We start from the raw sequence: 21,975 nt of genomic DNA, 5'->3' as shown, positions 1-21,975 counted from the left end.
CCATGAGCAAGATCCTTATCCGCGGCGCGAAGGTCCTCGGCGGCGAAACCCAGGACGTCCTGATCGACGGCGAGACCATCGCCGCCACCGCCCGGCAGGGCGAAATCGACTGGAGTGGTACCGGCATCGAGGCCGGTGACGCGACCGTCATCGAGGCCGGGGGCCAGGTCCTGCTGCCCGGCCTGGTCGACCTCCACACCCACCTGCGCGAGCCCGGCCGCGAGGACTCCGAGACCGTCCTCACCGGGACCAAGGCCGCGGCCGTCGGCGGCTTCACCGCCGTGCACGCCATGGCCAACACCTTCCCGGTCGCCGACACCGCCGGTGTCGTCGAGCAGGTCTGGCGGCTCGGCAAGGAGTCCGGCTACTGCGACGTGCAGCCGATCGGCGCCGTCACTGTCGGCCTGGAGGGCAAGAAGCTCGCCGAGCTCGGAGCCATGCACGATTCGGCCGCCGGAGTGAAGGTCTTCTCCGACGACGGCAAGTGCGTCGACGACGCGGTGATCATGCGCCGTGCGCTGGAGTACGTGAAGGCCTTCGACGGTGTCGTCGCCCAGCATGCCCAGGAGCCCCGCCTCACCGAGGGCGCCCAGATGAACGAGGGCATCGTCTCCGCGGAACTCGGTCTCGGCGGCTGGCCCGCCGTCGCCGAGGAGTCGATCATCGCCCGCGACGTACTGCTCGCCGCCCACGTCGGCTCCCGGGTGCACATCTGCCACCTGTCGACCGCCGGCTCCGTCGAGATCGTCCGCTGGGCCAAGTCCAAGGGCTGGAACGTCACCGCCGAGGTCACCCCGCACCACCTGCTCCTCACCGACGAGCTCGTGCGGTCCTACAACCCGGTCTACAAGGTGAACCCGCCGCTGCGCACCGAGGCCGACGTCATGGCCCTGCGCGAGGCGCTCGCCGACGGCACCATCGACTGCGTCGCCACCGACCACGCCCCGCACCCGCACGAGGACAAGGACTGCGAGTGGGCCGCCGCCGCCATGGGCATGGTGGGCCTGGAGACCGCGCTCTCCGTCGTCCAGCAGACGATGGTCGACACCGGCCTCATCGACTGGGCGGGAGTCGCCGACCGGATGTCGTTCCGTCCGGCCGCCATCGGCCGTCTCGACGGACACGGCCGGCCCGTCTCGGCCGGTGAGCCCGCCAACCTCACGCTGGTCGATCCGGCATACCGTGGTGTGGTGGACCCCGCGGGCTTCGCCTCCCGCAGCCGCAACACTCCCTACGAGGGTCGCGAGCTGCCGGGGCGAGTCACACACACCTTCCTGCGGGGCCGTGCCACGGTCGTCGACGGGAAGCTCGCGTGACATCACTCACCCCCCTGTACCTCCAGCTCGCCGCCGAGCAGAAGTCGGCCGAAGTGACCGACTGGTCCGCTCGCATCAGCTGGGTCATCGGACTGATCGTCCTCATCGCCTTCGTCTACTGGCTGATGCGTCAGGGATGGAAGTGGCGGGGGAGTCTCCAGTCCGATCTGCCGGAACTCAGCTCCACTCCGGAGAGGTTCGCGGACGGCGAGAAGCTGCTGACGCTGACCGGCAGATACCACGCCTCGACGACCGCCGGGCAGTGGCTCGACCGGATCGTCGCCCACGGCCTCGGTACCCGCAGCCGCGTCGAGCTCACCCTGACCGACCAGGGCCTCGACGTCGTACGACCCGGGGCAGCCGACTTCTTCGTCCCGGCCGCCGCACTGCGTGAGGCCCGGCTCGACAAGGGCATCGCGGGCAAGGTCCTCCCCGAGGGCGGCCTGCTGATCATCACCTGGGCGCACGGCGACAAGCTGATCGACTCCGGATTCCGCTCCGACCGCTCGGCCGAGCACCCGGCCTGGGTCGAGGCCATCGAACAACTCACCAGCACTACGGAAGGCACCGCACGATGACGATCTCCACCCGGGGAGCCGCCAAAGCTCCCGCCGTACTCGTCCTGGAGGACGGCCGCGCCTTCCGCGGCCGCGCCTACGGGGCCGTGGGGGAGACCTTCGGCGAGGCGGTGTTCTCCACCGGCATGACCGGCTACCAGGAGACGCTGACCGACCCCTCGTACCACCGCCAGGTCGTCGTGATGACCGCCCCGCACGTCGGCAACACCGGTGTGAACGACGAGGACCCCGAATCGAAGCGGATCTGGGTCGCCGGATACGTCGTCCGCGACCCCGCCCGGGTGCCTTCCAACTGGCGCGCGCAGCGCTCGCTCGACGAGGAGCTGGAGCACCAGGGTGTCGTCGGCATCAGCGGCATCGACACCCGCGCCCTCACCCGTCACCTGCGCGAGCGCGGTGCCATGCGCGTCGGCATCTTCTCCGGTGACGCCATCGCCGACGAGGCCACGCTGCTGGCCCGCGTCAAGGAAGCCCCCGAGATGGTGGGCGCCGACCTCTCCACCGAGGTCGCGACCAAGGAGACGTACGTCGTCCCCGCGATCGGCACCAAGAAGTTCACCGTCGCCGCGATCGACCTCGGCATCAAGGGCATGACCCCGCACCGGATGGCCGAGCGTGGCATCGAGGTACACGTCCTGCCCGCCACCGCCACCCTCGACGAGGTGTACGCGGTCGAGCCCGACGGCGTCTTCTTCTCCAACGGCCCCGGCGACCCGGCCACCGCCGACCACCCGGTCTCCGTCATGCAGGGCGTCCTGGAGCGGAAGACGCCGCTCTTCGGTATCTGCTTCGGCAACCAGATCCTGGGTCGCGCCCTCGGCTTCGGTACCTACAAGCTGAAGTACGGCCACCGCGGCATCAACCAGCCGGTGCAGGACCGCACGACCGGAAAGGTCGAGGTCACCGCGCACAACCACGGCTTCGCCGTCGACGCCCCGCTGGACAAGGTGTCGGACACGAAGTTCGGCCGCGCCGAGGTCTCCCACGTCTGCCTGAACGACCAGGTCGTCGAGGGGCTGCAACTCCTCGACCAGCCTGCCTTCAGCGTCCAGTACCACCCCGAAGCGGCCGCGGGCCCGCACGACGCCGCGTACCTCTTCGACCGTTTCGTATCCCTGATGGAGGGCCAGCGTGCCTAAGCGCTCCGATATCCAGTCCGTCCTGGTCATCGGCTCCGGCCCGATCGTCATCGGGCAGGCCGCCGAGTTCGACTACTCCGGCACCCAGGCCTGCCGCGTCCTCAAGGCCGAGGGCCTGCGTGTCATCCTGGTCAACTCCAACCCGGCGACGATCATGACCGACCCGGAGATCGCCGACGCCACGTACGTCGAGCCGATCACCCCCGAGTTCGTCGAGAAGATCATCGCCAAGGAGCGCCCCGACGCGCTGCTCCCCACGCTGGGCGGCCAGACCGCGCTCAACACCGCGATCTCCCTGCACGAGAACGGCGTCCTGGAGAAGTACGGCGTCGAGCTCATCGGCGCCAACGTCGAGGCCATCAACAAGGGCGAGGACCGCGACCTCTTCAAGGGCGTCGTCGAGGCCGTCAAGGCGAAGATCGGTTACGGCGAGTCCGCACGCTCGGTCATCTGCCACTCCATGGAAGACGTCCTGGCGGGCGTCGAGACGCTCGGCGGCTACCCCGTCGTCGTCCGCCCCTCCTTCACCATGGGCGGCGCCGGCTCCGGCTTCGCCCACGACGAGGAGGAACTGCGCCGGATCGCCGGTCAGGGCCTCACGCTCTCCCCGACCACCGAGGTGCTCCTGGAGGAGTCCATCCTCGGCTGGAAGGAGTACGAGCTGGAGCTGATGCGCGACAAGAACGACAACGTCGTGGTCGTCTGCTCCATCGAGAACTTCGACCCGATGGGCGTCCACACGGGTGACTCGATCACCGTCGCCCCGGCGATGACCCTCACCGACCGCGAGTACCAGCGGCTGCGCGACATCGGCATCGCGATCATCCGCGAGGTCGGCGTCGACACCGGCGGCTGCAACATCCAGTTCGCCATCGACCCGACCGACGGCCGCGTCATCGTGATCGAGATGAACCCGCGCGTCTCCCGTTCCTCGGCGCTCGCTTCGAAGGCCACCGGCTTCCCGATCGCCAAGATCGCCGCCAAGCTGGCCGTCGGATACACGCTCGACGAGATCCCGAACGACATCACGGAGAAGACCCCGGCCTCCTTCGAGCCGACCCTCGACTATGTTGTCGTCAAGGCCCCGCGGTTCGCCTTCGAGAAGTTCCCCTCCGCCGACTCCACCCTCACCACCACCATGAAGTCGGTGGGCGAGGCCATGGCGATCGGCCGGAACTTCACCGAGGCGCTCCAGAAGGCGCTGCGCTCGCTGGAGAAGAAGGGCTCGCAGTTCTCCTTCACCGGTGAGACCGGCGACAAGGCCGAGCTGCTGGCCGAGGCGGTCCGCCCGACCGACGGCCGGATCAACACGGTGATGCAGGCGATCCGGGCCGGCGCCACCCAGGAAGAAGTCTTCGACGCCACGAAGATCGACCCCTGGTTCGTCGACCAGCTCTTCCTGATCAAGGAGATCGCCGACGAGTTGGCCGCTGCGGACGAGCTCGGTCCCGAGCTGCTGGCAGAGGCCAAGCGTCACGGCTTCTCCGATGCCCAGATCGCCGACATCCGCAGCCTGCGCGAGGACGTCGTGCGCGAGGTGCGGCACGCCCTGGGAATCCGCCCGGTCTACAAGACGGTCGACACCTGCGCCGCCGAGTTCGCCGCGAAGACGCCGTACTTCTACTCCAGTTACGACGAGGAGAGCGAGGTCGCGCCCCGCACCAAGCCGGCGGTGATCATCCTCGGCTCCGGCCCCAACCGCATCGGCCAGGGCATCGAGTTCGACTACTCCTGCGTCCACGCCTCCTTCGCCCTGAGCGACGCGGGCTACGAGACCGTGATGGTCAACTGCAACCCGGAGACCGTCTCCACCGACTACGACACCTCCGACCGCCTGTACTTCGAGCCGCTGACGCTCGAGGACGTGCTGGAGATCGTGCACGCCGAGTCCCTCGCGGGCCCGGTCGCCGGTGTCATCGTCCAGCTCGGCGGCCAGACCCCGCTGGGTCTGTCGCAGGCGCTCAAGGACAACGGCGTGCCGGTCGTCGGTACGTCCCCGGAGGCGATCCACGCCGCCGAGGACCGCGGCGCCTTCGGCCGCGTCCTGGCCGAGGCCGGACTCCCGGCCCCGAAGCACGGCACCGCCACCACGTTCGACGAGGCCAAGGCCATCGCCGACGAGATCGGCTACCCCGTCCTCGTACGCCCGTCGTACGTGCTCGGCGGCCGGGGCATGGAGATCGTGTACGACGAGACGCGCCTCTCCTCGTACATCGCCGAGTCCACCGAGATCAGCCCCACCCGGCCGGTCCTGGTCGACCGCTTCCTCGACGACGCGATCGAGATCGACGTCGACGCGCTCTACGACGGCACCGAGCTCTACCTCGGCGGCGTCATGGAGCACATCGAGGAGGCCGGCATCCACTCCGGTGACTCCGCCTGCGCGCTGCCCCCGATCACGCTCGGCGGCTACGACATCAAGCGGCTGCGCACCTCCACCGAGGGCATCGCCAAGGGCGTCGGCGTACGCGGACTGATCAACATCCAGTTCGCGCTCTCCGGCGACATCCTGTACGTCCTGGAGGCCAACCCGCGCGCCTCGCGCACCGTCCCCTTCACCTCGAAGGCGACCGCGGTACCGCTCGCCAAGGCCGCCGCCCGCATCTCGCTGGGCGCGACCATCGCCGAGCTGCGCGAGGAGGGTCTGCTGCCGAAGAACGGCGACGGCGGCACCCTGCCGCTCGACGCGCCGATCTCCGTCAAGGAGGCCGTCATGCCGTGGTCGCGGTTCCGCGACATCCACGGCCGCGGTGTCGACACCGTCCTCGGCCCGGAGATGCGCTCCACCGGCGAGGTCATGGGCATCGACTCGGTCTTCGGCACGGCGTACGCCAAGTCGCAGGCCGGCGCGTACGGCCCGCTGCCCACCAAGGGCCGCGCGTTCATCTCGGTCGCCAACCGTGACAAGCGCTCGATGATCTTCCCGGCGCGCGAGCTGGTCGCCCACGGCTTCGAACTGCTGGCCACCTCCGGCACCGCCGAGGTGCTCAAGCGCAACGGCATCCACGCCACGGTCGTGCGCAAGCAGTCCGAGGGCGTCGGCCCGCAGGGCGAGAGGACCATCGTCCAGCTCATCCACGACGGCGAGGTCGACCTGATCGTCAACACGCCGTACGGAACGGGCGGCCGCCTCGACGGCTACGAGATCCGTACCGCGGCCGTCGCCCGGTCCGTGCCGTGCCTCACGACGGTCCAGGCACTCGCCGCCGCCGTCCAGGGCATCGACGCACTCAACCACGGAGACGTCGGCGTACGTTCCCTCCAGGAACACGCGGAACATCTGACCGCGGCGCGCGACTAGCAGGCCCAGCAGGGGGACACCGGAAACGGTGTCCCCCTCTCTGTGAGGACACCGAGGACACCCCGATGTACAAATTCTTCTTCCAGCTGGTCTTCAAGCGGATGGACCCGGAGCAGGCGCACCACCTGGCCTTCCGGTGGATCCGCCTCGCCGCCCGCACCCCCGTGCTGCGCACCTTCGTCGCCGCCGCGCTCGCCCCCCGCTACGAGGAACTGCGCACCGAGGCCCTCGGCCTGCGGATGCACGGCCCCTTCGGCCTCGCCGCCGGCTTCGACAAGAACGCCGTCGCGATCGACGGCATGTCGATGCTCGGCTTCGACCACATCGAGATCGGTACGGTCACCGGCGAGCCGCAGCCCGGCAACCCCAAGAAGCGCCTCTTCCGCCTCGTGGCGGACCGCGCGCTGATCAACCGCATGGGCTTCAACAACGAGGGCTCCGCGGCCGTGGCCGAGCGCCTGGCCACCCGCAACCCGGTCTTCCGGACCACGGTCGGCGTCAACATCGGCAAGACCAAGGTCGTGCCGGAGGCCGAAGCGGTCGGCGACTACGTGAAGTCCACCGAACGGCTCGCCCGTCACGCCGACTACCTCGTCGTGAACGTCTCCTCGCCCAACACCCCCGGCCTGCGCAACCTCCAGGCCACCGAGGCGCTCCGGCCCCTGCTCAGCGCCGTGCGCGAGGCAGCCGACCGGACCGTCACCGACCGGCGGGTCCCCCTGCTCGTAAAGATCGCTCCCGATCTCGCGGACGAGGACGTCGACGCGGTCGCCGATCTCGCGGTCGAGCTGGGTCTGGACGGCATCATCGCCACCAACACCACCATCGCCCGGGACGGCCTCGGCCTGAAGTCCTCGCCGTCCCTGGTCAAGGAGACCGGTGGGCTGTCCGGTGCGCCTCTCAAGGCACGCTCCCTGGAGGTCCTGAGCCGCCTGTACGCGCGTGTGGGCGACCGGATCACCCTGGTCGGTGTCGGGGGCATCGAGAACGCCGAGGACGCCTGGCAGCGCATTCTCGCCGGTGCCACGCTCGTCCAGGGCTACAGCGCCTTCATCTACGAGGGCCCGTTCTACGCCCGGGCGATCCACAAGGGCCTGGCCGCGCGCCTGGCCGCCTCCCCGTACGCCACCCTCGCCGAAGCCGTCGGCGCAGAAACCAGGAAGGCCACCGCATGATCCCGGAACCGTTCGGCGCACGCCTGCGTCGCGCCATGGACACCCGAGGGCCGCTCTGCGTCGGCATCGACCCGCACGCCTCGCTCCTCACCGCCTGGGGCCTGGACGACGACGTCGCAGGTCTGGAGCATTTCACGCGTACGGTCGTCGAGGCACTGGCGGACCGGGTCGCCGTCCTCAAGCCGCAGTCCGCGTTCTTCGAGCGCTTCGGCTCGCGCGGCATCGCGGTCCTGGAGAAGGCCGTCGAGGAGGCGCGGGCGGCCGGTGCACTCGTCCTGATGGACGCCAAGCGCGGCGACATCGGCTCCACCATGGGTGCCTACGCGGCGACCTACCTGGACAAGGACTCGCCACTGTTCTCGGACGCGGTCACCGTCTCGCCGTACCTCGGCTTCGGTTCGCTGCGCCCGGCGCTCGACGCGGCCGTCCTCTCCGGCGCGGGCGTCTTCGTGCTCGCCCTGACCTCCAACCCGGAGGGAGCGGAGGTTCAGCGCGCCACCGCCGCCGACGGCCGTTCGCTGGCCCAGCTGATGCTCGACCACATGGCCGCCGAGAACGAGGGGGCCACCCCGCTCGGCTCCGTCGGCGCGGTGGTCGGTGCCACACTCGGGGACGCGGGCGTGAATCTCGCCATCAACGGCCCCCTGCTCGCCCCCGGGATCGGGGCCCAGGGTGCGACGCCCGCGGATCTGCCCGGTGTCTTCGGCGACGCGGTGGGCAATGTGGTGCCCAGTGTGAGCCGCGGCGTACTGAGCCAGGGACCGGACGTGGCAGGGCTGCGCGCAGCCGCCGAACGGCTCACGGACGAGGTCCGGGCAGCCGTCGCAGGTAGGTGAACATGCCACGTAACAGCGTGTTGACTGAATCCTGACCAAAAAACTCGGTTGTTATGCCTGAAATGTCCTGGTCGGCTGAGGCTGACCAGGACTTTTCGTTGGTTCTCGCTGACTCGAGCGGTCTTGGCCGCTAGTCTCCGACGAGAGCCGACGTACACAAGTTGTCCGTCGCTCACCTGGTGTGGAGCGTCCAGCTTCCTCACCGGTCCGTATCCGACAGATCGACATCCGAGGTGACGTAGGCGTGGCTCTTCCGCCCCTTACCCCTGAACAGCGCGCAGCCGCGCTCGAAAAGGCCGCCGCGGCTCGCCGGGAGCGGGCCGAGGTCAAGAATCGACTCAAGCACTCCGGCGCCTCCCTGCACGAGGTCATCAAGCAGGGCCAGGAGAACGACGTCATCGGCAAGATGAAGGTCTCTGCCCTCCTGGAGTCCCTGCCGGGCGTGGGCAAGGTCCGCGCCAAGCAGATCATGGAGCGGCTCGGCATCTCCGAGAGTCGCCGGGTCCGGGGTCTCGGCTCCAACCAGATCGCATCCCTGGAGCGGGAGTTCGGCGGCAGCGCCGCCTGACGTTCTCAGGCACCCCTGAGAACCTGGATAATCGCTTCATGGCTGCAACATCCCGGGGGACGCCCCCCGTACCCCCGGACGTACGTCCGCGGCTGACCGTGCTCTCCGGCCCCTCGGGCGTCGGCAAGAGCACGGTCGTCGCCCATATGCGCAAGGCCCACCCCGAGGTATGGCTCTCGGTGTCGGCGACAACCCGCAAGCCGCGCCCCGGCGAGCGCAACGGTGTCCACTACTTTTTCGTGGACAACGACGAGTTCGACAAGCTGATCGCCAATGGCGAGCTGCTGGAGTGGGCCGAGTTCGCCGGCAACCGGTACGGCACGCCGCGCCGTGCCGTGCTTGACCGCCTGGAGGCGGGCGAGCCGGTGCTGCTGGAGATCGATCTCCAGGGCGCCCGGCTGGTCCGGCAGTCGATGTCGGACGCCCGGCTCGTCTTCCTGGCCCCGCCGAGCTGGGAGGAGCTGGTGCGCCGGCTCACCGGCCGCGGAACCGAATCCGCCGAGGTGATCGAGCGCCGGCTCGCCGCCGCCAGGATCGAACTGTCTGCCGAGTCCGAGTTCGATACGACGCTGGTCAACACCTCCGTCGAGGACGTGGCACGTGAGCTGCTAGCCTTCATGCTGGAGGCTTCCGGCCACCGTGCCGACAGCGACTGACGCAGTCGGCACGCGCGGCAGTACGGAACTCCGCACTGTCAAAGATTTCTTTGATCTTTACCCCCTTCGGAAGGCAGAGAGTGTCCTCTTCCATCACCACGCCCGAGGGCATCATCAACCCGCCGATTGATGAGCTCCTTGAGGCCACCGACTCGAAGTACAGCCTCGTGATCTACGCCGCCAAGCGCGCGCGCCAGATCAACGCGTACTACTCGCAGCTCGGCGAGGGTCTCCTGGAGTACGTCGGTCCGCTCGTCGACACCCACGTGCACGAGAAGCCGCTCTCGATCGCGCTCCGCGAGATCAACGCGGGCCTGCTCACCTCCGAGGCCATCGAGGGCCCCGCGCAGTAAGCAGGAATTGCACCTTCACCACAGGCCCGGCGGCCACGGCTGCCGGGCCTGTGGTGTGTCCGGGGCGACAGCATCGGACCGGGTGCGGTGAGGCAGCATGGGGGTGTTCGTATCCGAGTGCGGGGAGACGCAGTGGACAAGCCGAAGGTCGTTCTTGGGGTCAGCGGAGGCATCGCCGCGTACAAGGCGTGCGAGCTGCTGCGTCGGCTGACCGAGTCCGGTCATGACGTGAGGGTCGTCCCGACCGGGTCGGCGCTGCACTTCGTGGGGGCGGCCACCTGGTCGGCGCTCTCGGGCCACCCGGTGTCGACGGAGGTCTGGAACGACGTCCACGAGGTGCCGCACGTCAGGATCGGGCAGGGAGCCGATCTGGTGGTCGTCGCCCCGGCCACGGCCGACATGCTCGCCAGGGCCGCCCACGGTCTCGCCGACGATCTGCTCACCAATACGCTCCTGACCGCCCGCTGTCCTGTCGTCTTCGCGCCCGCCATGCACACCGAGATGTGGGAGCACCCCGCCACCCAGGAGAACGTCGCCACGCTGCGCCGCCGCGGCGCCGTCGTCATCGAGCCCGCCGTCGGCCGGCTGACCGGCGTCGACACCGGCAAGGGCCGGCTGCCCGACCCCGGGGAGATCTTCGAGGTCTGCCGTCGGGTGCTGGCCCGCGGGCCCGTCGAAGCCGACCTGGCCGGCCGTCACGTCGTGATCAGCGCAGGCGGTACGCGAGAGCCTCTCGACCCGGTGCGCTACCTCGGCAACCGTTCCTCCGGCAAGCAGGGTTTCGCGCTGGCCCGCACCGCGGTCGCCCGTGGCGCCAGGGTCACGCTCATCGAGGCCAACACCGGTCTGCCGGACCCGGCCGGCGCCGACGTCCTGCACGCAGGGACCGCCATACAGCTGCGCGAGGCCGTGCTGAAGGCCGCCGCGGACGCCGATGTGGTCGTGATGGCGGCGGCGGTCGCCGACTTCCGCCCCGCCGAGTACGCGACCGGGAAGATCAAGAAGAAGGACGGTCAGGAGCCCGCGCCCATCAAGCTCGTCCGCAATCCCGACATCCTCGCCGAGGTCGCCGGCGAACGCGCCCGGCCGGACCAGATCGTCGTCGGTTTCGCCGCCGAGACCGACGATGTCCTCGCCAACGGCCGCGAGAAGCTCCGCCGCAAGGGCTGCGATCTCCTCGTCGTCAATGAGGTGGGGGAGCGCAGGACATTCGGCTCCGAGGAGAACGAAGCGGTGGTCCTCGCCGCGGACGGAGGTGAGACCCCGGTGCCGTTCGGTCCCAAGGAGGCACTCGCCGACACGGTCTGGGATCTCGTGTCGTCGCGGCTCGGATGAAATTCTCGTTTCACGCCATCACGCAAGCCAAAACCCCCGAAATATGGGCGCAAATGGCTTTTTCGGAAGGCGATTTTCGTACCGTGACGGGCCGTGCCACAGGTCACAGAACTCCCAAAGGGCGAGACACGTTGTCCGCCGAGCGACAGCGACCGATAAACTGACCCCCGGACCGTGCCGGGCGCAGCTCCCGGCCGTCCGCCAAATGATCAGCCAGCAGCCGCTGCAACCCCAGGGAGCGATGTGTCCCGCCGTCTCTTCACCTCGGAGTCTGTCACCGAGGGCCACCCCGACAAGATCGCTGACCAGATCAGCGACACCATTCTCGATGCGCTGCTCCGTGAGGACCCCCGGTCCCGCGTCGCCGTCGAGACCTTGATCACCACCGGTCTGGTGCATGTCGCGGGTGAGGTCACGACCAAGGCCTACGCCGACATTCCGACCCTCGTACGCAACAAGATCCTCGAGATCGGCTACGACTCCTCCAAGAAGGGCTTCGACGGCGCCTCCTGTGGCGTCTCGGTGTCCATCGGTGCGCAGTCGCCCGACATCGCGCAGGGCGTCGACACCGCGTACGAGAAGCGGGTCGAGGGTTCCGCCGCAGGTGAAGAAGGGGACGACCTCGACAAGCAGGGCGCCGGCGACCAGGGCCTGATGTTCGGGTACGCCTGCGACGAGACGCCCGAACTCATGCCGCTCCCGATCTACCTCGCGCACCGGCTCTCGCGCCGGCTCTCCGAGGTCCGCAAGAACGGGGCCATCCCGTACCTGCGCCCGGACGGCAAGACCCAGGTCACCATCGAGTACGACGGTGACAAGGCCGTCCGTCTCGACACGGTCGTCGTCTCCTCGCAGCACGCCAGCGACATCGACCTCGACTCGCTGCTCGCGCCCGACATCCGCGAGTTCGTCGTCGAGCACGTGCTCGCGCAGCTGATCGAGGACGGCATCAAGCTGGACACCGACGGCTACCGGCTGCTGGTCAACCCGACCGGGCGCTTCGAGATCGGCGGCCCGATGGGCGACGCCGGCCTGACCGGTCGCAAGATCATTATCGACACCTACGGCGGCATGGCCCGCCACGGCGGTGGCGCCTTCTCGGGCAAGGACCCGTCGAAGGTCGACCGCTCGGCCGCGTACGCCATGCGCTGGGTCGCCAAGAACGTCGTCGCCGCGGGCCTTGCCGCCCGTTGCGAGGTGCAGGTCGCGTACGCGATCGGCAAGGCCGAGCCCGTCGGTCTGTTCGTCGAGACGTTCGGCACCGCCGCGGTCGAGACCGAGAAGATCGAGCACGCCATCGGCGAGGTCTTCGACCTCCGCCCGGCCGCGATCATCCGCGACCTCGACCTGCTCCGCCCGATCTACGCCCAGACCGCGGCGTACGGCCACTTCGGCCGTGAGCTTCCCGACTTCACCTGGGAGCGCACGGACCGCGTGGACGCGCTGCGCACGGCGGCCGGGCTGTAAGCCTGCCGCTCCCAGCCTGTACGCCGGGGCCCGGACGCCGCACGCGGTGTCCGGGCCCCGGTGCGTGCGGCCGCCGGTTCGCTCTCGCCGGGGCCGGTGACCGTACACCTCGAAGACAGCCCAGCAGGGCGTCGGCCAGTGGCAGAGCCACGACCACCGGAACCCGCGTACGAGTATCAATGTCAGTGGTGTCTGGTAGGAATTTGGCTGTGAGCAGCGACAACGAGCGATCCGAGGACCCCGCGGGCGGGGCCCCGGAGCAGCTTGCGCTCATTCGGGAGACGGTACGGAAGGCCAACGTGCCGCGGGCCAAGCCGCGGACCTGGCGCGGCGCCGCGCTCGCCGAGGAGCTGCCTGTCGCCCGGGTTCTGGTCAACAAGGGCGTGCTCCATCTCGACCAGTACTTCGACTACGCCGTGCCCGAGGAGCTCGACGCCGACGCACAGCCCGGAGTGCGGGTGCGGGTGCGATTCGGGGCCGGGGGGCGCAATGTCCGCGGCGGGCGGCGCGAAGGGGGCGGCCTGATCGACGGGTTCCTCGTCGAGCGGCTCGCCGAATCGGACTACACGGGAGCCCTGGCCGCGCTCGCCTATGTCGTATCGCCCGAACCGGTGCTGGGACCGGAGCTGCTGGCCCTCTCGCGGGCTGTCGCAGACCGTTACGCGGGCAGCCTCGCCGATGTGCTGCAGCTCGCCGTGCCGCCGAGGAACGGGCGGGCCGAGTCCAAGCCCTCGCCCGATCCCCTGCCACCGCCGCCCGCACCATCGGCGGGGAGCTGGGAGCGGTACGCCCAGGGGCCCGCGTTCCTGCGGGCGCTGGCCGAGGGCGGTGCGCCCCGGGCCGTATGGACCGCCCTGCCAGGACCGCACTGGCCCCAGGAGATCGCCAGGGCCATGGCCGCGACGCTCGCCTCCGGGCGCGGCGCGCTGGTCGTCGTGCCGGACGGCCGGACCGCGGGGCGGGTGGATGCCGCGCTCACCGAGCTGCTCGGCGAGGGCCGCCACGCGCTGCTGACCGCCGACTCCGGACCGGAGAAGCGGTACCGGGAGTGGCTCGCCGTTCGGCGCGGCTCGGTGCGGGCGGTCGTCGGGACGAGGGCCGCGATGTTCGCACCCGTCGCCGATCTGGGCCTGGTCGCCGTCTGGGACGACGGGGACTCCAGCCACAGCGACGACAATGCCCCTTTCCCGCACGTCCGCGAGGTGCTCGAACTGCGGGCCGCGCACGGCCGGTGCGCATTCCTGCTCGGTGGTACGAGCTGCACCGTGGAGGCCGCCCAGCTGGTGGAGAGCGGCTGGGCGCTGCCGCTGCGTGCGGACCGGGAGCAGCTGCGCATCGCGGCGCCCCTGGTGCGTACGGTCGGCGACGGGGAGCTGGCGCGGGACGGGGCCGCGAGGGCGGCCCGGCTGCCCAGCCTGGCCTGGCAGACCGTACGGGACGGGCTGCGCAGCGGTCCCGTCCTGGTCCAGGTGCCGCGCCGCGGATACGCACCGCGGCTGGCTTGCGAGCGCTGCCGTGAACCCGCCCGGTGCCGGCACTGTGCGGGACCGCTTCAGGCACCTGACCAGCGGGATCTCGACTGCGCCTGGTGCGGGCGGGCCGAGACCGCCTGGCACTGCGTCGCCTGCGGCTCCAGTCGGCTGCGGGCCCGGATCGTCGGCGCCCGCCGCACCGCCGAGGAGCTCGGCCGGGCGTTTCCCGCAGTACCGGTACGGACGTCGGGCCGCGACCACATCCTGGACTCGGTGCCGGACGCGCCGGCACTGGTCGTCAGTACCCCCGGCGCCGAACCCGTCGCCGAAGGCGGCTATGCGGCGGCGCTGCTGCTGGACGGCTGGGCGATGGTCGGGCGCCCCGATCTGCGGGCCGGCGAGGAGGCGCTGCGCCGCTGGACGGCCGCGGCCTCGCTGGTGAGGGGGCAGCCGGAGGGCGGCACGGTGGTGATCGTCGCCGAGCCGACGCTGCGGCCCGTGCAGGCCCTGGTCCGCTGGGACCCGGTCGGACACGCCCGCCGTGAGCTGGCGGAACGGGCCGAGCTCGGCTTCCCCCCGGTGTCCCGGATGGCCTCGGTGACCGGCTCACCGGAGGCGCTCACCGCGTTTCTCACGGCCGCCGAACTGCCGCCGGAGGCCGAGGTGCTCGGCCCGGTCCCGGTGCCGGGCGCCGAGCCGGGCAGGCCGCGCAGGCCCTGGGACGCACCGCCGGGGGAGTCCTGGGAGCGGGCGCTGCTCAGGGTGCCGCCGGGGAGCGGGGCGGCGCTTGCGGCCGCGCTGAAGGCGGCACAGGCGGCGCGGATGTCCCGGGGAGGCGGTGCGCAGGTCCGGATCAGGGTGGATCCGCCGGACATCGGGTGACGGCTCGATGGGTGAGGCCGGACGAGGAGATGCGGCTGCCCCGCCGTGCATCGGGCGCGGCGGGGCAGAGGGGTGGGGTGGTCAGCCGTTGCGTGGGCCGGGGAAGATGCCCGGGCGTACGTCCTCGAGCAGGGACGGGCGGTCCACCGGCTGCGGGGGCATGGAGCGTGCGGCGGGTACGGCGGGCAGCGCGGGCGCATTGGCGGAGCCGGGTGCAATGGGCAGCGGGCGCGGCACGGCGGTCTCCGCGGTGGCCTCGGCCGTTCCCGGCTGCCGGGCGTTGCGGCGGGCGCCGTAGCGGCGGTGCACCGCCTGCTTGGTGACCCCGAGCGCGGAGCCCACCGCGTCCCAGGAGAAGCCCAACGAGCGGTCGAAGTCCACTGCCGCGGTGACCAGGGTCTCGACACTGTCCCGCAGCTCCTGGGCCAGCCTGACGGTGGGGGCCGGGGCCCTGCCGTAGACGACGAAGCCCGTGGACGGGCCGGAGCGGCGCGGACGGTAGACGTTGCCCAGTTGGGCGGTGAGCGTGCGCAGCGCGTCCACCTGCCGCCGGACCCGCTCGATGTCCCGCACCAACAGATGCAGGCTGGCCCGCGCTTGGGCGTCGTGGGTTGCGTGGTCGGCCATGAAGAAGCCTCTCGAACCGGCGTTGAAAGGGATCGGGCCGCACCGTGGCGGCTCGCTTCGGTCAATCTCTCTTGACCAACGCGTCAGCCGGGGATCTGGTCACGGTGCGGGGGCGCGTGTCCATATCCAAGGGGCGCGCAGCCATGCGTACGCCCCCCGGTCGCGCGGCCCATAGACTTAGACCGACCGGCAAATGGGGGGCGGCGTCGCGGGGCTGGGCACGCACATCTGCGGCGTTGTCGTCACTCACCATGGCTCCGCCATGCATCGATCCTCCGCCTTGCAGCTGCACGCGCCCAGCCCCGCTCCTTCTCCCACCCCCCATTTGCCGGTCGGTCTTATGCGTTGCTCGTCACCGTACGTTTCGGCCCGAGAGGCAGTCAGCCACCCATGAAGCTCGTCTTCGCAGGCACCCCCGAGGTAGCCGTACCCGCTCTGGACGCCCTGATCGCCTCCGACAGGCACGAGGTGGCCGCCGTCGTCACCCGGCCCGACGCCCCCGCCGGGCGAGGCCGCCGCCTGGTCGCCAGCCCCGTCGCCGAGCGCGCCGAGGAGGCCGGGATCGAGGTGCTCAAGCCCGCCCGGCCGCGCGACGAGGACTTCCTGGCGCGGCTGCGGGAGATCGGCCCGGATTGCTGTCCGGTCGTCGCCTACGGAGCGCTGCTGCCCAGGACCACGCTCGACGTGCCCGCCCGTGGCTGGGTCAACCTCCACTTCTCGCTGCTGCCTTCCTGGCGCGGCGCGGCCCCCGTACAGCACGCGATCATGGCCGGGGACGAGGTGACCGGCGCGTCGACCTTCCTGATCGAGGAGGGGCTCGACTCCGGCCCGGTGTACGGCGTCCTCACCGAAGAGGTACGGCCTACCGACACCAGCGGTGACCTGCTCACCCGGCTGGCGTTCGCGGGTGCGGGGCTGCTCGTCGCGACCATGGACGGCATCGAGGACGGCACGCTGCACGCCGTACCCCAGCCCGCCGAGGGCGTCACCCTGGCACCGAAGATCACCGTCGAGGACGCCCAGGTGCAGTGGTCCGCCCCTGCCCTGCGGGTCGACCGGGTGGTGCGCGGCTGCACTCCCGCCCCCGGGGCGTGGACGCTGTTCCGCGGGGAGCGGCTGAAGGTGATCCAGGCGGTGCCCGTGCTGGACCGTGCCGATCTGGCGCCCGGCGAGCTGTCGGCGGCCAAGAACAATGTGTACGTGGGCAGCGGCTCGCACGCCGTCGAGCTGCTCTGGGTCCAGCCGCAGGGCAAGAAGCCGATGCGGGCCGCGGACTGGGCCCGCGGGGTGCGGATCGTCCACGGCGAGCTGATGGGGATCTAGCGGAATCCCGGGCCGGGGCGGCGACGTACGCTGGGAGGGTTCGCCCTCTCACCATCAGCGGAGCACCTTTCACGTGAACGACCAGCAGCGTCGCCGTCCCGCCAAGCCGCATCGCCGCCCCAAGAAGGACCCCGTCCGGTTCCTTGCCTTCGAAGCGCTCAGGGCCGTCGACGAACGCGATGCGTACGCCAACCTCGTCCTTCCTCCGCTGCTGAAGAAAGCCCGCGCCAAGGGAGACTTCGACAACAGGGACGCGGCGCTGGCGACCGAACTGGTCTACGGGACGCTGCGCCGCCAGGGGACGTACGACGCGATCGTCTCGGCCTGCATCGACCGGCCGCTGCGCGAGGTCGACCCGCCGGTCCTCGACGTGCTCAACATGGGCGTGCACCAGCTGCTCGGCACCCGTATCCCCACCCACGCGGCGGTCTCCGCCAGTGTGGAGCTGGCCCGTGTGGTGCTCGGCGAAGGGCGGGCCAAGTTCGTCAACGCCGTGCTGCGGAAGGTCTCCGCGGACGACCTCGACGGCTGGGTGGCGCGCGTCGCCCCGTCGTACGACGAGGACGCCGAGGACCACCTCGCGGTCGTGCACTCGCATCCGCGTTGGGTCGTGTCCGCGCTCTGGGACGCACTGGGCGGCGGCCGTGCCGGGATCGAGGACCTCCTCGAAGCGGACAACGAACGGCCCGAGGTCACCCTGGTCGCCCGCCCCGGGCGCTCCACCACCGACGAACTGCTCACCGCCCTCGGTGACGAGAACGGCCTGCCCGGCCGCTGGTCGCCCTATGCCGTACGGATGGCGGAGGGCGGCGAGCCCGGCGCGCTGAGCGCCGTGCAGGAGGGCCGGGCCGGGGTCCAGGACGAGGGCAGCCAGCTGGTGGCCGCCGCCCTCGCCAACGCACCGCTGGAGGGCAGCGACACCCGGTGGCTCGACGGCTGTGCGGGGCCCGGCGGCAAGGCCGCCCTGCTCGGCGCACTCGCCGCCGGACGCGGTGCCGCCCTGCTCGCCGCCGAGAAGCAGCCGCACCGGGCCCGCCTCGTGGAGCGCGCGCTGGCCGGCAACCCCGGCCCCTACCAGGTGATCACCGCCGACGGAACCCGTCCGCCGTGGCAGCCCGGCACCTTCGACCGGATCCTGATGGACGTCCCGTGCTCGGGCCTCGGAGCGCTGCGCCGCCGCCCGGAGGCGCGCTGGCGGCGCCGCCCGGAGGACCTGGAGAGCTTCGCCCCGCTGCAACGCGGTCTGCTGCGTGAGGCATTGAAGGCGGTGCGGGTCGGCGGCATCGTCGGTTACGCGACCTGCTCACCGCATCTCGCCGAGACCCGGGTCGTCGTCGAGGACGTGCTCAAGGGGCGTGGCGGCCAGCCGGTCGATGCGGAGTGGGTCGATGCCCGCCCGCTGATGCCGGGAGTGCCCGCGCTGGGCGACGGTCCCGACGTCCAGTTGTGGCCGCATCTGCACGGCACCGACGCGATGTATCTGGCACTGCTGCGCCGGACCGCCTGAGGCGGGCCGGGGGCCGCGCGCGGCCGGTGGGGCGGTCGGGGCCCGAGGCATGTGCGACCGGCACATGGGTACCGGCCGCCCGCCGGATTCGGTGCCGGCCCGTCGGCAGAAGGCCCTCCGCCGCCTGCCGGCAGCGGGCCCCCGCCTCAGGGCCCCGTACCGCCCCCCGAAGGGCCCGACGCGGGCTGAAACGCCCGTATCGCACGGCCGGGAAGCCTGGATTCCGCGAACTGTAATGATCCCGTGAGGCTTTGGCCCGCACCAGGGCGGGGAAGTGGCGCGGAACATGGCAGGCTTGGCACATGGCTCAGATCAACCCCAGCATCCTGTCCGCCGACTTCGCCCGCCTCGCCGAGGAGGCGAAGGCAGTGGAAGGTGCCGACTGGCTCCATGTCGATGTGATGGACAACCACTTTGTGCCCAATCTGACCCTCGGCGTGCCGATCGTGGAATCGCTGAGCCGGGCCACGGACACTCCGCTGGACTGCCATCTGATGATCGAGGACCCGGACCGCTGGGCGCCGCAGTACGTCGAGGCGGGCGCCGGTTCCGTCACCTTCCACGTGGAGGCCGCGGCAGCCCCCGTACGGCTGGCGCGGGAGATCCGGGCCAAGGGTGCCCGCGCCTCCATGGCGCTCAAGCCCGCGACGCCCATCGAGCCGTACGAGGACCTGCTCCCCGAACTCGACATGCTGCTGATCATGACGGTGGAGCCGGGCTTCGGCGGCCAGGCTTTCCTGGACATCATGCTGCCGAAGATCCGCCGCACCCGTGAGCTGATCTCCAAGCACGGCCTCGAACTGTGGCTCCAGATCGACGGCGGCGTCTCGGACTCCACCATCGAGCGGTGCGCCGAGGCCGGTGCGGATGTCTTCGTCGCGGGTTCGGCGGTGTACGGGGCCGAGGACCCGGCGGAAGCGGTGCGCGCCCTGCGCGCCAAGGCGGAAGCGGCCACCGCCTCGGCGGCCTGGGCGTGCCGCCACTGAGGCCGGAACCGGCGCCGGAACCCGCACCTGCCCCCGATTGCAGGTCGGCCCGGCCAAGGGCAGATGAACGCGGTCCGACGGGACCGATCAAGGATCGCCGGATCTGACAGGATGAACGGCGTATCGAGAGTGTGAACAGCAGTGAGGAGATCGCGGTGTCTGCAATGTCGGCGGGACGGTCCGCCCTGCGGATGGGGCCCGCGGAGCTGGTGCAGGCGGCGGCCATGGCCCGCCGCTTCTACCTCGAAGGAAAGTCGAAGATCCAGATCGCCGAGGAGTTCGGCGTCAGCCGCTTCAAGGTGGCCCGGGTCCTGGAGACGGCTCTTGAGCGCGACCTCGTACGGATCGAGATCCGCGTCCCCGCCGAGCTGGACGCCGAGCGCTCCGACGCGCTCAGGGCCCGCTACGGGCTGCGTCACGCGGTCGTCGTCGAATCTCCCGCGGAGGAGCAGGACGACGCACCGGACCCGGAGAACCTGGGTGAGGTCGCGGCGGATCTCCTCGGAGAACTGGTGAACGAGGGCGATGTGCTCGGCCTGGCCTGGGGCCGGTCCACCATCCACATGGCGGCGGCGCTCGACCGGCTGCCGCCGTGCACGGTCGTGCAGCTCACCGGGGTGTACGACGCGGGGACGGCCGAACGCGGCTCGGTCGAGGCGGTCCGGCGGGCCGCCCAGGTGGCCGGAGGTGAGGCCCACCCGATCTACGCGCCGATGCTGCTGCCCGACCCGGCCACGGCCGCCGCGCTGCGCCACCAGACCGGTATCGCCCGCGCCTTCGAGTACTTCGACAAGGTGACGGTCGCCGCGGTGTCCATCGGCTCCTGGGAGCCGGGCATCTCCACCGTCCACGACATGCTCACCGACGAGGAGCGGGCGCACTACGCGTCGCTCGGCGTCGCCGCCGAGATGTCCGCGCACCTCTTCGACACGGAGGGGCGGCGGGTCGGCCGGGACCTGGGGGAGCGATGCATCACGGTCGAGGCCGACCGGCTGCGCCGGATTCCCGAGGTGGTGGCGATCGCGGGCGGCCAGCGGAAGGCTGCGGCGATCGGGGCGGTGCTGCGGTCCGGGCTCGTCACCAGCCTGGTGACGGATACGGCGGCGGCCGACTATCTGCTGACCGAGTCGGCGGCGCCGCGGCGGCCGGCGCTGGAGCGGGCGGATCCGGACGGGGCCTGAGCGGGTGCCGGGGGCGGGCGGCGGTGGTCGCGGTGACCGTTGCCGGGGCCGCCCGGTGGCCGCCGTGTCCTCAACCGCCGGGCGGGCTTGATCCTGCCGCCCGGCGATTGAGTGGGCCTTGACCGACGAGTCCGGTGGTTCAGTCCTGGGCCACGCCCAGGACCGTTGCCTCCAGGTACTCTTCCGGCTCCTCGTACTGGCTCACATCGGCCGGGTTGTAGCGGGGGGTCTGCCGTGACCAGTCCAGGTTGCCGCGCATCCAGCTCCGCATCCCGTCCAGGTACGGTGCGAGCATCCAGGACAGCTGCGGGTACGCGGTCAGCAGCTCGGCCTCGGCGGTGAGGAACCGCTCCGTCTCCGTGGCGATTTCCGCGCAGACGTGTTCGAGCGCCTGCTGCTTGCCGTACCCGCGGTGGTGCCGGACCAGATGGACGAGATTGTGGATCTCGCCGAGCATCTGCTCCTTCTCGTACGAGTACACGTCGTTGGCCCAGCACACGACATTGCACGACGCTTCCAGCGCGGCGATGAACCGGGAATCGTTGTGGATCGACTCGGGAGCCTCGATCCCGGCCACGATCTCTATCAGGTCCATGCAGACATGTATCGCGCCGGTGTGGCGACGCTTGGCGATGTACGTCTCCTCGGACGGCACCACCCCTGCGGCCCGGTTCCCGGCCTCCCAGGTGGTGGCCGTCGTGAGATACGTGGTGAGGTGCCAGCCGAACCGGGTGCGCCAGTGTGCGGACGCGGTCGGCGTCGTCCGTTCCCACAGATCGACCAGGGCGACCACGGCGGCGGGAAGGTCCTCGTCCGGCAGGGTGCCCGTACCGGTGCCCTCGATCACGGACCGCATCACCGCGACCACGTCCCGCACCCGCTCGGGGCTGCGGCCCAGGTGACCGTCGTCGAGTTGGTCGTCGACGAGAAACAGCCATACGAACCAGTCGGCGACGAGGTCGAGATTCTTGTTGCCGGCATTCGGATACACCATGCCGACGAACGCTCCGAAGTCCGCTTGGTCGAAGCGCTCCCTGGCCGAATCCCGGTGTACCAGACCGGTGTTGCGGATCCAGCTGTCGAGGTGGACCCGGGTGTGCCCGACGTGCGGATTCGTCCGCTGGGGGAACGGGCAGTAGATGTCCGGCAGTTCGCTCTCCACGGGTGGGTCGTGATCCTCTCCGGTCGTACGTGTGACGGAAGTTGTGACCGTCCGCCTGTTCCTCCGGGGCACAGCCGTGACCCACGGGACCTGCGGATTTGAAGCTACCTG

Annotated in this window: 18 protein-coding genes; 16 read left to right on the top strand and 2 right to left on the bottom strand. The window is 70.6% G+C overall.

Translation table 11 applies throughout. The features are described 5' to 3' along the window. The first annotated feature begins 2 nt into the window (after positions 1-2). From ACIPEK_RS28595 to ACIPEK_RS28540, 12 genes are all read left to right on the top strand, one after another. Positions 3-1,316 carry a dihydroorotase gene (locus tag ACIPEK_RS28595; RefSeq protein ID WP_402001659.1) on the top strand — a complete coding sequence of 438 codons (1,314 nt, stop codon included), beginning with the start codon at positions 3-5 and terminating at the stop codon, positions 1,314-1,316. Then, a complete protein-coding gene (locus ACIPEK_RS28590; protein ID WP_383077917.1) occupies positions 1,313-1,894 on the top strand; it encodes a hypothetical protein in 582 nt (193 codons plus the stop codon). The genes ACIPEK_RS28595 and ACIPEK_RS28590 overlap by 4 nt, the downstream gene beginning before the upstream one ends. Further along, positions 1,891-3,033: a glutamine-hydrolyzing carbamoyl-phosphate synthase small subunit gene (gene carA, locus ACIPEK_RS28585; protein WP_402001656.1), complete on the top strand. Its 1,143-nt coding sequence runs from the start codon at positions 1,891-1,893 to the stop codon at positions 3,031-3,033. Before ACIPEK_RS28590 ends, carA begins: the two co-directional genes overlap by 4 nt. Further along, the gene (carB, locus tag ACIPEK_RS28580; RefSeq protein ID WP_402001653.1) at positions 3,026-6,334 is read left to right on the top strand and encodes a carbamoyl-phosphate synthase large subunit; all 3,309 of its coding nucleotides are present in this window, start codon (positions 3,026-3,028) and stop codon (positions 6,332-6,334) included. Before carA ends, carB begins: the two co-directional genes overlap by 8 nt. 65 nt (positions 6,335-6,399) lie before the next feature. Then, a complete protein-coding gene (locus tag ACIPEK_RS28575; protein ID WP_402001650.1) occupies positions 6,400-7,509 on the top strand; it encodes a quinone-dependent dihydroorotate dehydrogenase in 1,110 nt (369 codons plus the stop codon). Further along, positions 7,506-8,345, top strand: a complete 840-nt coding sequence (gene pyrF / locus ACIPEK_RS28570) for an orotidine-5'-phosphate decarboxylase (protein WP_402001647.1) — start codon at positions 7,506-7,508, stop codon at positions 8,343-8,345. Before ACIPEK_RS28575 ends, pyrF begins: the two co-directional genes overlap by 4 nt. A 244-nt stretch (positions 8,346-8,589) precedes the next feature. After that, entirely contained in the window at positions 8,590-8,913 is a 324-nt protein-coding gene (locus ACIPEK_RS28565; RefSeq protein WP_014157387.1) for an integration host factor, read from the top strand. A 38-nt stretch (positions 8,914-8,951) separates the two neighbouring features. Next, positions 8,952-9,569, top strand: a complete 618-nt coding sequence (gmk, locus tag ACIPEK_RS28560; RefSeq protein WP_402001644.1) for a guanylate kinase — start codon at positions 8,952-8,954, stop codon at positions 9,567-9,569. 80 nt (positions 9,570-9,649) lie between these two features. Then, positions 9,650-9,922 (top strand): DNA-directed RNA polymerase subunit omega, encoded by a 273-nt coding sequence (gene rpoZ, locus ACIPEK_RS28555; RefSeq protein ID WP_003970369.1) that lies wholly within the window; start codon positions 9,650-9,652, stop codon positions 9,920-9,922. A 132-nt stretch (positions 9,923-10,054) separates the two neighbouring features. Next, positions 10,055-11,257, top strand: coding sequence for a bifunctional phosphopantothenoylcysteine decarboxylase/phosphopantothenate--cysteine ligase CoaBC (gene coaBC, locus ACIPEK_RS28550; RefSeq protein ID WP_402001641.1), 1,203 nt, complete (start codon positions 10,055-10,057; stop codon positions 11,255-11,257). Between the two features lie 243 nt (positions 11,258-11,500). Further along, a complete protein-coding gene (gene metK, locus ACIPEK_RS28545; RefSeq protein ID WP_383077903.1) occupies positions 11,501-12,724 on the top strand; it encodes a methionine adenosyltransferase in 1,224 nt (407 codons plus the stop codon). A gap of 209 nt (positions 12,725-12,933) precedes the next feature. Beyond that, entirely contained in the window at positions 12,934-15,078 is a 2,145-nt protein-coding gene (locus ACIPEK_RS28540) for a primosomal protein N' (protein ID WP_402001638.1), read from the top strand. Positions 15,079-15,159: 81 nt separating this feature from the next. Here the strand turns inward: ACIPEK_RS28540 and ACIPEK_RS28535 are convergent, their stop codons facing one another. Continuing rightward, on the bottom strand, positions 15,160-15,705 hold the full coding sequence (locus ACIPEK_RS28535; protein ID WP_402001635.1) for a hypothetical protein: 546 nt from the start codon (positions 15,703-15,705) through the stop codon (positions 15,160-15,162). 390 nt (positions 15,706-16,095) lie between these two features. Here ACIPEK_RS28535 and fmt point away from each other — a divergent pair, with 390 nt between their 5' ends. The 4 genes from fmt (at position 16,096) to ACIPEK_RS28515 (ending at position 20,702) form a co-directional block, all read left to right on the top strand. Next, positions 16,096-17,028, top strand: a complete 933-nt coding sequence (gene fmt / locus ACIPEK_RS28530) for a methionyl-tRNA formyltransferase (protein ID WP_402001632.1) — start codon at positions 16,096-16,098, stop codon at positions 17,026-17,028. Between the two features lie 73 nt (positions 17,029-17,101). Further along, positions 17,102-18,535 (top strand): RsmB/NOP family class I SAM-dependent RNA methyltransferase, encoded by a 1,434-nt coding sequence (locus ACIPEK_RS28525; protein WP_402001630.1) that lies wholly within the window; start codon positions 17,102-17,104, stop codon positions 18,533-18,535. Positions 18,536-18,837: 302 nt separating this feature from the next. After that, positions 18,838-19,521, top strand: coding sequence for a ribulose-phosphate 3-epimerase (gene rpe, locus ACIPEK_RS28520; protein WP_382300900.1), 684 nt, complete (start codon positions 18,838-18,840; stop codon positions 19,519-19,521). Between the two features lie 164 nt (positions 19,522-19,685). Beyond that, a complete protein-coding gene (locus ACIPEK_RS28515; RefSeq protein ID WP_189276421.1) occupies positions 19,686-20,702 on the top strand; it encodes a sugar-binding transcriptional regulator in 1,017 nt (338 codons plus the stop codon). A gap of 139 nt (positions 20,703-20,841) precedes the next feature. On the opposite strand, the gene ACIPEK_RS28510 is transcribed toward ACIPEK_RS28515, so the two are convergent. Beyond that, a complete protein-coding gene (locus tag ACIPEK_RS28510; protein WP_402001627.1) occupies positions 20,842-21,864 on the bottom strand; it encodes a terpene cyclase in 1,023 nt (340 codons plus the stop codon). Between the last annotated feature and the right edge of the window lie 111 nt (positions 21,865-21,975).

Origin of the sequence: Streptomyces sp. NPDC088246, assembly GCF_044741025.1 — a bacterium.
Taxonomy (GTDB): domain Bacteria; phylum Actinomycetota; class Actinomycetes; order Streptomycetales; family Streptomycetaceae; genus Streptomyces.
The sequence above is the reverse complement of the archived record's forward strand: the minus strand, read 5'-3'. Positions and strand labels throughout refer to the sequence as shown.